The organism is Saccharibacillus sacchari (assembly GCF_037722395.1).
Lineage (GTDB): Bacteria > Bacillota > Bacilli > Paenibacillales > Paenibacillaceae > Saccharibacillus > Saccharibacillus sacchari_A.
This window is the reverse complement of record NZ_JBBKAR010000007.1, coordinates 1-16,236: the sequence shown is the minus strand read 5'-3', so window position 1 is coordinate 16,236 and position 16,236 is coordinate 1. Positions and strand designations below refer to the sequence as shown.

The following is a 16,236-nucleotide window of genomic DNA, read 5'->3' as shown; positions in this document are numbered from 1 at the left end:
AGGATTCGATGCGGTCAAAGTACGTGTGCCATGAACGCAACCCTTAAATTCGATGCGGTCAAAGTACCTGAGGAGAATATTTCGTTTCTTTTGAATTTGAAATAACACAACTTGTGGTGAACATTCGACACGAGGAAACGCAAATCCTTTGAAAATAAAGCCAAAGTGTCCGGTTTTCGAATATTCTTTGGGATTTATAATTTTATTTCGCGTTTCTTTACTTATAATAAAAGTAAAATTCAAACGGAAAGAGGAGCGCGCGGGATGCGGAAAAAAAGCGCGGACGGGGAAAGCGGGAAAATGGATTTCAAACCGGAAAACGCCGGGTTTCGACCGGAAACGAACGCTTTTCCACAAGTGGAACGACCGAGATTGATTGAGCGGCTGGTCATGCTTTCGGAAGAACAAATCGTATATTTGACCGCTCCGGCCGGATACGGCAAAACGACGCTGATGAAGCAATGGGCGCGGCGAAACGGTGGGGAAGCGGCGTATCTGGAGGTGCAGCTGGGTGACGATTCTCTGCATGGTTTTTGGGAACGTACCGTTCAGGTGTTGAACGATGTCGCGGAAAAAAATTTTGCGGAACAAGCAAAAGACGCGCTGGATTATTTGCGGGTCGGACAGAATCAAAACGGGATCACGTTGCTGTTGCATCACTTGGCGTCGATCGCGGGAAGTCCGACGCTGATTTGGGACAATCTGCATCTGCTCCACAACGCGGAATTGTTGGAATCGCTGGCCTTTTTCGCCGAGCATAAGCCTGCCGGCTTGCGCGTGGCGGCTGCGGGCCGGGGATATCCGCCTTTTCCGGCGGCACGCTTGATCGCCCGGCAGCGGATCGCGCTGTTGGGACCCGAAGAGTTGCGCTTTACCGAAGCGGAAGGCGAAGCTTTTTACTGCGGCGGCTTGGGCAGGGACGCGTCCGGTTCGACAAACGAAGTCGCGGCGCCCCCGGGGAAAGCTTCCCGTGCAACGTCCGCCGAAGCGGTTGCGCGAACACGCTCGGACGAAGGGTGGATCGCCGCGATGCAGCGAAGCGAAGCGGAATTGGACCGGTATATCGACGAGCAGGTCTGGTCGGGCTTGGACGAAAATACGCGGCGTTTTTTGCTGGACGCTTCGGTGTTGAGACTCATGAACGGTCGCATCTGCCGCGCGCTGCGAGAAACCGGCAACAGGCCGATGCCGGAAGAGTTGTTCCGGCGAACGGAGCTATTGATCGTGCCGTACGGGCCGGAAGAAGGCTGGTTTCGTTTGCACGGCCGGTTTGCCGGATTTTTGCGGCGGAAACTGGATAACCAATCGCCGGAAAACAGCCGTGCGCTGCTGCGCCGGGCAGCCGAAGCGTTTTGGCGCGAAGGGCGGCGCGCCGACGCGCTGGAGCACACTTTGGACGGCGGGCACTACGAGCAAGCCGGCCGGATGCTGCAAGAGGTCGGTACCGATTCGGACCGGCACGACAGCGTCAGCGCGGCTTGGTTGTCGAAGCGGCTGGCGGAACTTGACGGCGGCGAATTGTTGAGCGAACCGTTTTTGTATTTTTCATTGACGTACAGCGTGCTGCTGGGCGACCGGAATTACGAGCGTGCCCGTCGTCTGCTGGACGAGGCGCGGCGAATGGATGACGAACGGAGGCAAAACGAAGCTGGGCAGAACGGTCTGCCGCGTGAAGACATCACGGAAACGCTGAACGCACTGAACGCGGTATATGCGGCGGTCGCGAATCGGGATTTCGCTCAAGCGCTGGGCTTGATGCGCCTGGCTGCGCAGGAGCCGGACGCCCGGCCGAACAAGCACGCTTTTGCGAGACTGGCGCTTCCTCCGGTGTATTCGATACTGGCGGAATACGGACAACAGACGACAACCGGGACTGCGGCAATCGGAAAAACCGCTACGTTGTCGTTTTTGAACGAGGCGTGCGCGTGGACCGGCAGCCACGACATGGCGGCTGCTTTTGCCGCGGCGCGCGCGGAAGCGCTGCACGAATACGACGAAGCGGCCGAAGCGGCGCGTATCGCGGAGCAGGCTTACGCCTGGGCCGCGGCGGGACGCCGCTCCGTCGCGGCTTTTGCGCCGGCGGCCGGATTGGCGCTGGCGCGCGCTTATCTCGCGCTCGGCGAACGCGGACAAGCGAAATACGCGCTGCTGCGGCTGCGCAAAGATCTGCCGCGTTTGCGGATGCAAGAAGCGGAAGCGGCTTGCGCCGCGGAGCTTGCGCTGCTCGCGCTGGACGAAGAAGAACCGGGACCGGCGCGGGAATGGGTTCGGCGCTTCGCGGGGAAGACGCCGAAAAGCGGCGAGCTTTTGGCGGAATCGACCGATTTGCGGCGTCGGTTCGATCTGCTCCGCATTCGCGTTGCGCTCGGCGACGACGCGGAGGCCCGGCCGTTGGCCGATCTGCTGCGCGACGAAGCGGCGAAGCGCGGGAACGCGTACTTGTCGGCGCGTATCGGCGTGCTGGATACGCTGCTGCTGGAGCGGGAAGACCGCCGCGAAGAAGCTTACGACCGGCTGGGCGGCGTGCTGTTCGACGCGGAACCGCACGGATTCGTGCGCGTTTTCGTCGACGAAGGCGAACCGGTCCGCAAATTGCTGTCGGGCTTGCTGGCTTCGCGCAAAGAACATCGCGAAGACAAGCGGCCTTCGCTGGCATATGCCCGATTGCTGCTGGCCCGTTTCGGCGGCGAAGCGGGCGTAAGCGAAGCGTTGGCGCTCATTTTGACGCGGCAGGAGATCGAAGTGCTAAGCTTGATCGGCGAAAACCGCACCAACAAAGAAATCGCGGCGCAGCTCGGCATCCGTTACGAAACGGTGCGGACGCATATCCGCAATGTGTATGCCAAGCTGAAGGTGGGTAGCCGCGAAGACGCGTTGGCGGAAGGCAGGCGACTTGGCCTGTGATCCAATGTCGAAAAATTGAATGAAAAACAAACGAAATAGAGGACGATCTATACAAATTTTGATTCTCTATGTCGAAACATATACAGAGCTTCAAGGTTTTCCAAGCCGTTTCCGATGACTCAACGAATGTCGACTTTTACACCATGACGTCTACACAAGCTTATCGACGCGCTCGCGGTTTGCGTAAACGCTACAAAGGAGCCTTTTGATGAAACTTTTTCGTGGATTGAAACCAAGCTTATTCGTGCGCATCATGTCCGTTACCGCTTTATGTATCGTGTTGTCCATGCTTGCTTCCGTAACCGCGATCGGGTACATGACATTCCGTTCTTACGAGTCGTTGAACACCGATACGTTGACCCGGGTAGCCGACGAAAAAGCGACCGAGCTTCAGCGGACGATCGCAACGCAGCAAAACGTGGCCGACTCGATCGCGAAAGAAATCTTTAACGTCGACTTTTTCCGGCAGCTTGACCGAACGGGTACAGCGGACACCGCAGATTATGACCGTATCCAAAGCAGCCTGAAGCAAAAGCTCGACGATGCCGCCGGGCTGTATGAAAATATCTTTTTCACGTATCAAGACAAGGTGTATGTGGACGGATTGTCGGGCGTTTCCGTAGGCACGGATATGCTGTCGACTTCTCCGTGGTACAAACCGGTACTCGACAGCGGCAATCCGGTTATCGGGGATTTGCAGACTTCGCCGGTATCGGGACGTCCCGCGATCGCGATCGCGGCGCCCGTCAAAGATCCTTCGAGCGGTAAGGTATTGAGCGTTTTCGCGCTTCCGATCGATATCAACGTCCTGCTCGGCGGCGTCACCAACAAAGAAAACGATCAGGTCATCTCGACCGTCGTCACCGACGAAAAAGGCCTGGTTATCGCTTCGCAAAACGCCGATCAGGTGCTCAAAACCGATTTTACCCGATTGGACAATGAAAAAGGGATGCAACAGATCGCGACGGCCGAAAACGGGAGCGGCTACGTGACGATCGACGGCGTGCGTTACTTGGCTTCTTTCACCAAAAACGACGTGTTGAAGCTGAATGTCGTTACCTTTTTGCCGATTAGCAGCTATATGAACGAACTGTACGGCATTTTGGCGACGATGGCCGCGATAACCGTTGCCGCTCTGGTGGTCGCGTTGACCGTGTTGTTCCTGGTCGTGCGCAACATCGTGCGTCCGATACGCGCGGCGTCCGGTCAATTGGAAGCGATGGCGCAAGGGGACTTCTCGCAGACGCTGCCGGAACGTTACGGAAAAAAATCGGACGAAACCGGCATGTTGATCCGTTCGATGAACAAGATGCAGGCCAACACCAAGCAAATCATCCGGTCGGTCAATCAGGAGTCCGATTCTCTCAAAGAATCGGCCGCTGCCGCGAGCGAGATGTTTACCGATATCGACCGGCAATTGCAGGACGTATCGGCCACGACGCAAAATATGTCCGCAGGCATGGAAGAAACGGCCGCTTCGGCGCAACAGATCAACGAGTCCACGACCGAATTCGAAAAAGCAATCGGTTCGATCGCCGCGGGCGCGCACGAAGGCGCGGAAGAAGCGGCCGTCATCAGCAAGCGTGCGGGAGATTTGAAAAGCGCGTTGGAACAATCGATTACGGAAACGACGGGCGCTTACGACGAAGTGAAATCCGGCTTGAACGAAGCGCTCGAAAAATCCAGATCGGTCGACGAAATCAAAGCGTTGAGCGAAGCGATTCTGCAAATTACCCAGCAGACCAATTTGCTTGCGCTCAACGCGTCGATCGAAGCCGCGAGAGCCGGGGAAGCGGGCAAAGGATTCGCGGTCGTCGCGGACGAGATTCGCAAACTGGCCGACGCTTCGAAAAATACGGTCGGGCAGATTCAGACGATCACCGGCAACGTCACGGAATCGGTAGCCCATCTTCAGCAGTTCACGCAGCGGCTCGTCGAGCTGTTGACCGGCAAAGTGATGGAAGATTACGCCATGATGAACCGGACCAGCGAAGCTTACCTGAATGATGCGACCTACATGGATCGGATGGTATCGGAATTCAGCTCGACCAGCGAACAGTTGAGCGCTTCCGTGCAAAATCTGGCGCAGGCGATCCATGAAATCTCTACCTCCAACAACGATTCGGCGCAAGGCACGGAAGAGATCGCCGACAAAACGGCTTCCGTCGCGGACAAAGCGAACAGCATCGCTGGAGAAGCGCAAAAAACGAATGACAGCGCGGATCGGTTGAGCCGGATTATGGGACAGTTTAGATTCTGATCAAACGCTTTTGTTTTGAAAATAGAAATATAGGTCTTTGGATCTATCTCTGTTTCGGACCGAGATAGATCCTTTTTGTTTTTCAATAAGCGTTAAAGCTTTTTATATCAACTGTTTAAGCAATCAGCCGACCAAAATGAATATTAAAAAATTTAAATATTTTCTTTATCCGATTAAAACGTGAATCAAGAAAAGAGAAAAAGGTTAATAGTCAAATGGAACTAATTGCGAAGAATCAAACCGTGCCAAATTAACTGATAGAGGAGCCTTTTTCAATTATGAAATCTTTTCGAAACCTGAATAAAAGTTTATTTTCGCGCATCATGTCGATAACGGCTTTGAGCATCGCGTTATCGATCATCGTTTCCGTTGCCGCGATCGGCTATATGACGAACCGATCCTACGAAACATTGAACTCGGACTCGTTAACGCGCGTGGCGAACGAAAAAGCGACCGAGCTTGAACGCACGATCGCTTCGCAGCAAAGCATGGCCGCTTCGACTTCGGAAGAATTGTTCAACGTCGACTTTTTCGAAAAATTAAACACAACAGGCGTAACCGACCAGGCGAGCTTCGATCGGATTCAAAACAGCCTGAACGGAAAGCTGCAAAACTCGAACGGACTGTACGAAAACATCTTTTTCACTTATAAAGACCTTCTTTATGTGGACGGCTTGTCCGGCGCTTCGCAGGGAACCGATATGCTGGCGACTTCCCCGTGGTACAAACCGGTGCTCGATAGCGGCCAACCGATCGTAGGCGATCCGCAAACGTCTCCGGTAACGGGACGCCCGGTTATCGCGATCGCTTCTCCGGTCAAAGACGCCGCTACCGGTCAGGTGTTGAGCGTGTTCGGACTTCCGATCGATATCGACGTTTTGCTAAAAGGAATCACGGCCAAACAAGACGATCAAGTCATCACGACCGTGGTTACCGACGACAAAGGCTTGGTCATCGCGTCGCAAAACGCCGATCAAATCCTCAAAACCGATTTTACCCGACTGAGCAACGAAAAAGGGATGCAGCAGCTTTCGACAGCCGAACAAGGCACAGGCTACGTGACGATCGACGGCGTCGAATATCTGGCTTCTTTCATTAAAAACGATGTGCTTAAAATGAACGTCGTGACTTTTTTGCCGGTTAGCTTTTATATGAACGAATTGTACGGCATGCTGACGACCATGGCCGTGATCGCGCTCGTCGCGCTGTTGATCGCGTTGGCCGTTCTGTTTTTCGTGGTGCGAGGCATCGTGCGTCCGATCCGCGCGGCGTCCGGTCAACTCGAACTCATGTCGCAAGGCGACTTTTCCCGGGAACTGTTGCGCGATTATGAAAATAATACGGACGAAACGGGCGTGCTGATACGTTCGATGAACAAAATGCACGAGAATACCAAGCAGATCATACGATCCGTCGGTGAGGAATCGAATCGCCTCAGACAATCGGCGGAAGCGGCAAGCACGTTGTTCACCTATATGGATCGCGAATTGCAGGACGTATCGGCGACGACGCAAAACATGTCCGCGGGCATGGAAGAAACAGCAGCCTCCGCGCAGCAAATCAACGCTTCCGCGGACGAGTTCGAAAAAGCGATCGGCTCGATCGCGGCAGGCGCGCACGAAGGTGCGGAAGAAGCGGCTGTTATCAGCAAACGGGCCGGCGATCTCAAAATCGCGTTGGAACAATCGATCGCCGATACCACGGTCGTGTACGAGGAAGTCAAAAGCGGCCTCGACGAAGCGCTCGAAAAATCCAAGTCGGTCGACGAGATCAAAGCGTTGAGCGAAGCGATCCTGCAAATCACGCAGCAAACGAACCTGCTTGCGCTTAACGCGTCGATCGAAGCCGCCAGAGCCGGGGAAGCGGGCAAAGGATTCGCGGTCGTCGCGGACGAGATTCGCAAACTGGCCGATGCTTCGAAAAACACGGTCGGGCAGATCCAGACGATCACGGGCGGCGTTACGGAGTCCGTCGGCAATCTGCAACATTTCACGCAGCGATTGATCGGCCTGCTGACAGGCAATATTGCCGACGACTACGCGATGATGAACAAAACGAGCGAGTCTTACCTGAACGACGCGATCTATATCGACCGGATGGTCGCCGAATTCAGTTCGACCAGCGAACAGTTGAGCGCTTCGGTGCAAAATCTGACGCAAGCGATCAACGAAATCTCCAGTTCCAACAACGAATCGGCGCAAGGCACGGAAGAAATCGCCGACAAAACGGCTTCTGCCGTAGGCCAGGCGAACCAAATCGCCGAAGAAGCGCGGAAAACGAACGACAGCGCCGATCGGCTCTATCAAATGATTCGGCAGTTCACATTTTAGTCCCGAAAACGCAGCACAATAAGATCATACCGGTGATGTATTCAGCCGCCCTCCGTCGCAAAACGGAAGGCGGCTTTTTGCGAAAAGCGAAAACAGGTTCCCCTTTTCTTGTCGAAAAGCATTTATCCGCGGAAAAACGATGGTATAATGAACGAATCGAAAATTCAGGCAAGCTCCGGTTCCGGCGATCTCGGGCGAGACGTCGGACCCGAGCGTTAGGGGAGTAAAATGAGCGACTTTTTCGCAAGAACCGCAGCTTATTCCTATCATCTATATTTGAGCGCGGACGGCGGGGGCAAGTTCTGGCTGAGCGCGACGGACGGGGAAGGTCCCGTTCTGCTTCGCGATGCGCTGACGCCGCTGCCGCGCTATATGCTGCCGGAGTATCGGCTGAACCGGGAAGAGGCGCCGATCCGCGCTTCCCGGTTGCTTGTCGTTCGCGATACGTTGCTCAAAGCGATCGAGCGCGGCGACGCGCCGGGGCTGCACCTGCATATGGGCGACGAGGTGGAACTCGCGATGATGGCAGACCCGGACGGGGATTACGGCGTCACTTTTTTCCTCGATAATGAACGGTCTTCGTTGATCGGACGTTTGCCGGAAGGCGCGACCTATCTGGAGTCCGGTTGGTTCGGACGTTTCGGAGACAACGGGTACGAGCTGATCGACCTGCCGGGCTTCGAAGAAGACGATCTGGATTGGATCGGGCGGCGCATCGGGACGGATGAGTGGGAAGATTTGCTCGTACAGGCGGTTCCGGCCATGCGCGAACGTACGCTGCGGGTGCAGAGCGAAATCGAATATTCGCCGGAGCCGGTCGGGCGGATCGAGATCACGGATTGCGGCGAAGATTACGCGGCGGCAAAATTCTCTGGTGGCAGCAAAGCATTGAGGTTGCTAGGACTGGACGGTTACGTGTTGGAAGCAGCCTGGACGGACAGGCAACCCGATCGGGAAGACGCCGGACAGTCCGACGAATCGAAAGCGCAGGCTGACCTTTTGGAAGCTTTGCCGAATTCGCCCGAACCGGACGCGAGAGGGACTTTCTTCATGCGGCCTGCAATGGATGCGCAGCAGATGCTCCGGTTGTTCGGCAGCGAATCCGGCGGAATCGCACGGGGCGATAAGCTGGCGGAATTCGCCTGCCTGGTCGAACGCGAATGGGGAGCGATGGTGACGGGGGAAGCTCTGGTTCGGTTCCGGGATTTGCATCGTCTTTACGACGCTTCGGATTGGAATTGGTCGCTTCGCGGCGGACCTGTAGGGGAGCGCGGCGTAGGCGTCGTGCAGGCCGAACCGATATTGAGCGTAGGCGAGCAGAAGTTTGCGGCTGCCGAATTGACGGACGCCTGGAGCGAAGGACGGCGATATCTGCGTTTGGAAGATGGCTGGATCGATTTGGAGGCGCCGGAGTTCGCACGCAGCTTGCGCGAGCATGGAGCAGGTGGCGGGTCTGCGGGTCTGATCTCGGCCGGCTTCTCCTACAGGCAGCGTATCGGATTGCCGGGCGAAGCGATAGCGGGAGAACTGCCGATCGAACTGGAAGGACCGAAGCCGGTCGAACCCGAAGAAAGAAATCCCGTTCTGGTTCATCTGCGGTATTTGACAGGCTGGGGGATGAACGGAGGGTTATACGGCGGTGTCGAACACAGGCTTCCGGAACTGGCGGCCTGGATGGTCGAGGCTCTCGCCGCATCGCCTGATTGTCGGCTGCTGGTCGTCGGTCGACGTGAGCTGTTGGCGGTATTGGCCGAGCAGATCCGGCTTGGAACGTCGGAAGCGGTGGATACCTTGTCCAAATTGGCGCGTTGGGCGGAAGAACAAAGTGAGGGATTCGAGCCGCCGCCGAAAGCCGATATCCCGGTCCGGTTTCTCGATTCGTCCGCGAATGAAGAACAGGATTCGGATCAGCCGGGATTGATTCTGGTTCCTGTATCGTCGCTTCAAAGGACCGATTTCGAAGTTCCGCTGCGCGCGGATATTTTGCTGCTGCTTGAACCGGACACTGCCGTGCGTTCCGACGAGACGCGGCTGTTCAGCCGGATCGATGCCGCCGAGGCAAAAGTTCGGTTAGCGATCTATTCGGACGAAGGACAGATGAACGATGCCCGGGTACGCGCTGTTCAGGTTCGCTTGCTGAAACTGTACGATTCGCTGACTCGCAGTTATTTACTGATCGATCCGAACAAAGGCAAGCCCGCTACCGGAGCCAGACCGCCGCTGCGCGATGTTCCCGCTTTCCAACTGCCTTCTCGGCGAAAAGAAGGCGGTATGGCCGAGATGTTCGTGGATGAAGCGCGTGTTCGGCCGGAGACGCCGCCGAGTCGGGGGATGGCGATTCCGCCGCGCGTTGTCGACGGAGACGGCGGAGGTCGAGGCGATGCTTCCCGCCGCCGATCCGAAAGTCCGAATCCGCAACGCGAACCGGACCCGAGAGATATCCAAACGTCGCGCCCCGAGCCGGAACGTACCTCTTCGCATATGCCGCCGAAGCGCCGCCAGTCTGCGTACGGCAGCGAAGCCCGTCCGATTCGTCCCGTTCAGCAGCAGTCGGCGGAACGGGAGTTTATTGGCCGGGCGCTGGAAAATGCGGACCGGACCGAATCGGAAGTGCCGTTCGTGTCTTTTTCGAGCTACTGGCCGACGTATGCCGCGATGAAGCCGGAGCAGGAGCGATGGTACTTTTATTGGAGAACCGAATTCCGGCGGGGCGAAAAAGTCGAGACGGACTTGTCCTATCTGTTCATCTATGTGTACGAACTGATCAATGGCGTAGGTTGGGATGATCCGAAGGACGGATTAAGCGCGATGGTCCGGGTATGGGAAAGCTACCGTGCTCGTTTCCGCCGTTTGGATGGATATATGGCCGATTGGGTTCGGGAATTTGTATTGGTGAATTCGCTCGATCTGCCGGAATCGTCCGCTTTGGAACAGACGGCCGGACAGTTAAAAGGCGAACTGCTGGATCTTGAGTTGTCGCGTCGTTTTGGGGAGACACCTGTAGAGCTGACGTGGGATTTGATCGCGAGGCTGTCCGATTACGATATGACGACCAGTCGTTTTTACAAGGATGCGGGCAAAAAGGCGTTGCCGCGTGTGCTGCCCCATGTTGTTCGCGCTATTGATGAACATCTGATTCACACGCGCGGGATTCGGCTGACGGGATTGTTCCGCGAAGCCGATATACGGATTACGGAGCGCTATCTGTTCCGCAGCGCCGTTTACGATCCGGAAAAATACGGACGAACGTTTCTGGTCCGTGCGCCGAAACTGAGTCTGCACGCGCAACTGCGCGATTTTATGACGCAGGTGACGCGGCAGACGGAAAACGAGCTGCGCGCCCGATTTAAATTCGGCGGCCGCCTGCGCGGAATCAAGCTGGACGCCGAAATTTCGGAGACGATCGCGGCGGCGGTCGAGCGCGAGTTCGTTCCGCCGGAAGAACGCGTACTGCCGGAACCGCCCAAGCGTCCCGAGGTGCAGTTCAACCTGGAAGAGTTGGAAAAGCTTCGCCGCGATTCGGACGAGGTGCTGCGTATGCTGACAGGCGAATTGATGAGCGCCGGAGACTCGTCGAAGTCAATCGGGGAAGCGAACAGCGAGAATGCGGCAACGCCTGTACACGCGGGCGCCGGACCGACCTCCTCATCCGTGAACTCGGAACCGGAGCCGAAGGCTCAAGACGATCCGGTCGAGTACGACGGCTTCGAGACGATGGAACTGCCGGAAGATTCGGAAGAAGGATGGTCCGCTGACTCTATTCCCGGAGCCCTTTCGTTCGATTCTGTCGCTGACGGTTCGAATAACGAAAAGCAATCCGGTCGCTCGAACGAACGCGAAGATGACGTGACTGTACCGCTTTTAAGCAAAAAAATGCCGAACCCGGATGTTCCGTTTTCCGAGCTGCAAGCGTCTGACCGTAATTCTCCCGAAGCCGCTCCTGTTCCCGACGCGTCTGCAAGCATCGGCGAAGAGGACTGGGACATTGCGAGCCTGGCTGACGATTGGCGGTCTCTCGCCGCGTTACTCGGTTCGGCGGATCGGCAGATGCTGCGCGCGGTGTTGCTGCATTCCAGTGACGCCGAGCGGATGAGTATTGCCGGAGCGGCAGGCGAGCTGCCGGAGACGGTGATCGACCGTATCAATGAAGCCGCGATGGAGACGATCGGAGATTTGTTGATCGATGCCGGAGAGGTGCTGGAGGAATATGTGCCGATCCTGGAAAGACTATATGCACCGTAAATCATCGGAATTCCGAAAATTCGCGAAAGCTTATTTTTGAATCGGAACATGGGGAAAGAGTATGGTATAGTGGTGCGGAACGTTCCGCTTCGGCGGATTAGTGCTCTGTATCGGATACAGAGTAGTAGGCAACATTCGGAGGTGACTGAACGTGAATCAAACGAAGATCCCGAAGCGGATATCGTCGGCGCTGGTGAATTCATTGAGTGCGGGCGTGGTTCCGCGGATCGGACTGGAATATATAGCGGTCGGGCGCAAGCTCGAAATTGAATCGGTGCTGCGCGAGCTGGGCAATGTGGCCGAAGGCGGCGCGGCGTTCAAGCTGATTACGGGACGGTACGGCAGCGGCAAAAGCTTTTTAATCCAGATTTTGCGCAACTACGCGATGGATCGCGATTTTGTCGTAGCCGATGCGGACCTGTCGCCGGAACGCCGGTTGGTCGGCACCAAAGGGCAGGGTCTGGGCACGTACCGCGAGCTGATGACGCATCTGTCCACGCGCACCCGTCCCGACGGCGGCGCGCTGGAAGCGGTGCTGCAAAAATGGTTCGCGTCGCTTCAGCAGCAGGCGATGGCGGAGCTGGGACTGCGGCCGGACGACGAAAAGCTGCCGGTCGAGGTCGAACGGCGCATTTTCGAAGTGACGGGCAATATGGAGCATATGGTGCACGGCTTCGACTTCGCGAAAGTGCTGGCGGCCTACTGGAACGGCTACAAAATGTCCGACGACGAGCTGAAGCAAAACGCGCTGCGCTGGCTGCGGGGCGAGTTTCCGACCAAAACGGAAGCGCGCAAGTGCCTCGGCGTAGGCGTGATCATCGACGACGACAACTGGTACGACTATATGAAGCTCTGGGCCGAATTCATGTCGAAGATCGGGTATAAGGGGTTGCTGCTGTTTATCGACGAAGGCGTCAACCTATACAAAATCACCAATACCGTCTCGCGGCAAAGCAATTACGAAAAGCTGCTGACGATCTTCAACGACACCATGCAAGGCAAAGCGCAGCATCTGGGCATCTTCCTCGGCGGCACGCCGCAGTTTGTGGAAGACCAGCGTCGCGGTCTGTTCAGCTATGACGCGTTGCGTTCGCGCCTGGTGGCCGGACGTTTCGGCGAAGGGGCGGGCATGCTGCATTACGCGGGGCCGATTCTGCGTCTGGAAATGCTGTCGCACGCGGAAATTCTCGTTTTGCTGGAAAAGCTGCGGGATCTGCACGCGTCGCATTACGGCTACGAGTCTTCGCTGGATCAGGGGCAGTTGACCCGATTCATGGAATCCGAGTTGGGACGAATGGGGGCGGACGCGCTGCTGACCACGCGAGAAGTCGTACGCGATTTTATGGATCTGCTTAACACGCTGCATCAGTACCCGGATCGTGGCTTCGACCAACTGCTGCCGGACGTATTGGGTCGTGCGCAGCAAAGTAGCGGGGCATTCAGTGGACTGGGCGGATCAAGTTTGTCCAATGAGAGTTCGGCGTCCCATCCGACGGCTTCTGGCGCAAATACGGCTGCAACCGAGCAACCGGGGACTTCGAGTTACGGCGTTGGTCGTGGCAGCGGCGGTTACGATACACAGCCAGCTTCCAAGCCTTCGCCGAGCGAAGCGCCGCTATCCGGAAATCGGGGTGTGCAAGAAGCGCGGCCAAACGCTTATCCGACGTCAAACGGTTCCGAAAGCTCCGCGAGCGAAGCGGCTTCGACCTCTGCTTCATCGTTCCGTCCGCGCGGAAGCGGCTTTCAAAGCGGGGAGAACGTCGAAAGCTTGAGAACGGAGCCGGACTTTTACGGGGGCAACGTGTACGAGTCGGCAGGATATTCTTTCCGTGGGTCGTCAGATTCCCGTTCGAGTTATGGCAACGCCGGGTCCGATCCTCGGTTTTACGGAGCGTCGGCACCCCGTGCTCCATATTCGGATCAATCGCCTCGGACGGAAAGCGAACGCATCGCTCCCGATCAGAACGATGAACAACGTCTGGGCGATATGCAGCGGCGTAGCGATGAGGAATACCGGAGTGACGCGCAGTATGGAAAAGGAGACCGGGATTCAAACAATGCCGTAGAGGCCGAGCCGAACAACGATGCTTCTGCTTCCCGAAATGATGCACCGGACGATATTCTCGCGGAGCTTGACCTGTGAGCGCGGAGCATCCGTTTTATCGGCTGGCTCCGTTTATCCAGGAATATATTTACCGCAGCGGTTGGGAAGAATTGCGCGAAGTGCAGGTGGAAGCGAGCCGCGTCGTGCTGGATACGAACCACCATATGCTGATCGCGTCCGGCACGGCTTCGGGCAAAACGGAAGCCGCCTTTTTCCCCGCGTTGACGCTGCTTGACCAGGAGCCTTCCCGTTCGGTCGGCATCCTGTATATCGGGCCGCTCAAAGCGCTGATCAACGACCAATTCCAGCGGCTCGAAGGACTGATGCGCGACGCGCATATCCCGGTCTGGCACTGGCACGGCGACGTTCCGCAATCCGAAAAAACGAAAGTCATGCGCAATCCGTCCGGGGTGCTCCAGATTACGCCGGAGTCGCTGGAAGGTCTGCTGATGAACCGTCCCAACGCGATCCCGGCGCTGTTCGGCGATCTGCGCTTTATCGTGATCGACGAAGTGCATGCGTTCATGGGCGCGGATCGCGGATCGCAGGTGCTGAGCCAGCTTGAACGCTTGTCGCGTATGGCTGGCTGTTCGCCGCGCCGGATCGGCTTGTCCGCGACGCTCGGCGATTACGATTCCGTGAAAAACTGGCTGGCCGGCGGCACGCATATCCCGGTCGAGCTGGTCTCGCCGCCGGGGGGGCGCAAGCTGCGGCTGTCGATCGAGAATTTCGCCATGCCCGACGCCCGCGACGAACGGCAAAGCGAAGCATTGGAGAATGCCAAAAAGGCGTACAACAACTTTATTTACGACCATACGCATTTGAAAAAAGCGTTGGTCTTCACCAATAGCCGCACCACCGCCGAGACGACCATTTTGGAAATGCGCCGGATCGCCGCGCTGCGCGAACAGCCCGACGTGTTCCACGTGCATCACGGCAGTATCTCTTCGATGCTGCGCGAGGAGGCTGAAGCGGCGCTGCGGGAAGGCTACGGTCCAGCCGTCGCGGCGGCGACGCTGACGCTTGAGCTGGGTATCGACCTCGGAAGTCTGGAACGGGTGATGCAGCTTGGCGCGCCGTATTCCTGCGCCAGCTTCGTTCAGCGGCTCGGCCGTTCGGGGCGCCGCGAAGGCGCGGTCGCGGAGATGATGTTCGTGTGCGCCGAAGAAGACGACGAAGAAGCGCAGCTTCCGGCCCGTATGCCGTGGACGCTGCTGCGGGCGATCGCGGTCTGCGAACTGTACGTGAAAGAAAAGTGGATCGAGCCGCAGGTCGTGCGCAAGCTTCCGCTTGGATTGCTGTACCACCAGACGATGAGCGTCTTGCGCAGCTTCGGCGAAGCCGATCCGGGCGAACTGGCGCGCGCCGTGTTGACGCTGCCGCCTTTTGCCAACTTTACGACCGATCAATACCGCGAACTGCTGGAGCATCTGCTGGCGACCGACCATATCGAGCAGACCGAGGAAGGCATGCTGATCGTCGGCCTGATGGGAGAGCGGGTATCCGGGCATTACCGTTTCTATGCCGTGTTCCAGGACGAAGAAGAACATTCCGTCTATGACGGCTCGGAAGAGATCGGTTCGATCACCACCGTTCCGCCTGCGGGGTATTGCTTCTCGCTTGCCGGACGGCTGTGGAAAGTCGAAGAAGTCGATAACCGCCATAAAGCCGTTTACGTCAAAAACGCAAAAGGCAAAGCGGATACGCTCTGGCTCGGCGCAGGCGGAGATATCCATACTCGGGTAGTCCGTAAAATGCGGGATATTTTGCGGGAAAACACGCTATATCCGTATCTTGCGCCGAACGCGGTAGCCCGGCTCGAACGCGCGCGCCGACTTTCTCGCGAAACCGGATTGACCGAACGCCTCGTGCTGCCGGCGGGCGGCGATTCCATGTTCGTCATGCCGTGGATCGGCAGCCGGGAATACCGGACGCTGGAACGCCTGCTCAAAAACAATCTGTCCCAGCAGCTATCTCTACGTTCCATTGTTCCGATGGAGCCGCATTACATGGTCGTCGCCGGACGTACCGATGCGAACGAACTGGAGCATCTGATCCTGTCCGAGAGCGAACGCATGGAAGACCCGATCAATCTGCTGGACGAGTTCGAGGCGCCTTATCTCGGCAAATACGACGAATTTACGCCGCCGGGCCTGATCCGTTCGGCGTTTGCGGCGGACGGGCTGGATTTGGATGGGCTACGTAGGGGATTGCGGAAAATGGATTGAGAAGAGGGGGCTAGTACTATCAAGTACTAATTATGATAAAACTCGCTTTTTTATTTTGATTTGAATAAAGTTAGCTACTAAAATTAATTAAATTAATTTCGCAATTAGATGTTCATTTAGATAGGAGAAGAAAAATGAAGATAAATTTTGAAAACATAGAAAATATTT

Annotated in this window: 5 protein-coding genes and 1 pseudogene; all 6 read left to right on the top strand. The window is 56.7% G+C overall.

Annotated elements, in window-relative coordinates:
• The first annotated feature begins 264 nt into the window (after positions 1–264).
• The 6 genes and pseudogenes from WKI47_RS02860 (at position 265) to WKI47_RS02835 (ending at position 16,068) form a co-directional block, all read left to right on the top strand.
• Positions 265–2,904, top strand: coding sequence for a LuxR C-terminal-related transcriptional regulator (locus WKI47_RS02860; protein WP_340225681.1), 2,640 nt, complete (start codon positions 265–267; stop codon positions 2,902–2,904).
• A gap of 208 nt (positions 2,905–3,112) precedes the next feature.
• Positions 3,113–5,164: a methyl-accepting chemotaxis protein gene (locus WKI47_RS02855; protein ID WP_340225680.1), complete on the top strand. Its 2,052-nt coding sequence runs from the start codon at positions 3,113–3,115 to the stop codon at positions 5,162–5,164.
• 278 nt (positions 5,165–5,442) lie between these two features.
• Complete coding sequence (locus WKI47_RS02850; RefSeq protein ID WP_340225679.1) at positions 5,443–7,494, top strand: methyl-accepting chemotaxis protein; 2,052 nt, start codon at positions 5,443–5,445, stop codon at positions 7,492–7,494.
• Between the two features lie 228 nt (positions 7,495–7,722).
• A complete protein-coding gene (locus WKI47_RS02845) occupies positions 7,723–11,736 on the top strand; it encodes a TerB N-terminal domain-containing protein (protein ID WP_340225678.1) in 4,014 nt (1,337 codons plus the stop codon).
• A 151-nt stretch (positions 11,737–11,887) separates the two neighbouring features.
• Positions 11,888–13,135 (top strand): annotated as a pseudogene (locus WKI47_RS02840) (ATP-binding protein); the annotation flags it as partial.
• A 740-nt stretch (positions 13,136–13,875) separates the two neighbouring features.
• Positions 13,876–16,068, top strand: coding sequence for a DEAD/DEAH box helicase (locus tag WKI47_RS02835; RefSeq protein WP_340225677.1), 2,193 nt, complete (start codon positions 13,876–13,878; stop codon positions 16,066–16,068).
• Positions 16,069–16,236 lie beyond the last annotated feature (168 nt).

Excerpts from the sequence above, each read along its gene's own strand:
- WKI47_RS02860 (WP_340225681.1), top strand. The coding sequence starts at position 265 with ATGCGGAAAAAAAGCGCGGACGGGGAAAGCGGGAAAATGGATTTCAAA.
- WKI47_RS02855 (WP_340225680.1), top strand. The coding sequence starts at position 3,113 with ATGAAACTTTTTCGTGGATTGAAACCAAGCTTATTCGTGCGCATCATG.
- WKI47_RS02850 (WP_340225679.1), top strand. The coding sequence starts at position 5,443 with ATGAAATCTTTTCGAAACCTGAATAAAAGTTTATTTTCGCGCATCATG.
- WKI47_RS02845 (WP_340225678.1), top strand. The coding sequence starts at position 7,723 with ATGAGCGACTTTTTCGCAAGAACCGCAGCTTATTCCTATCATCTATAT.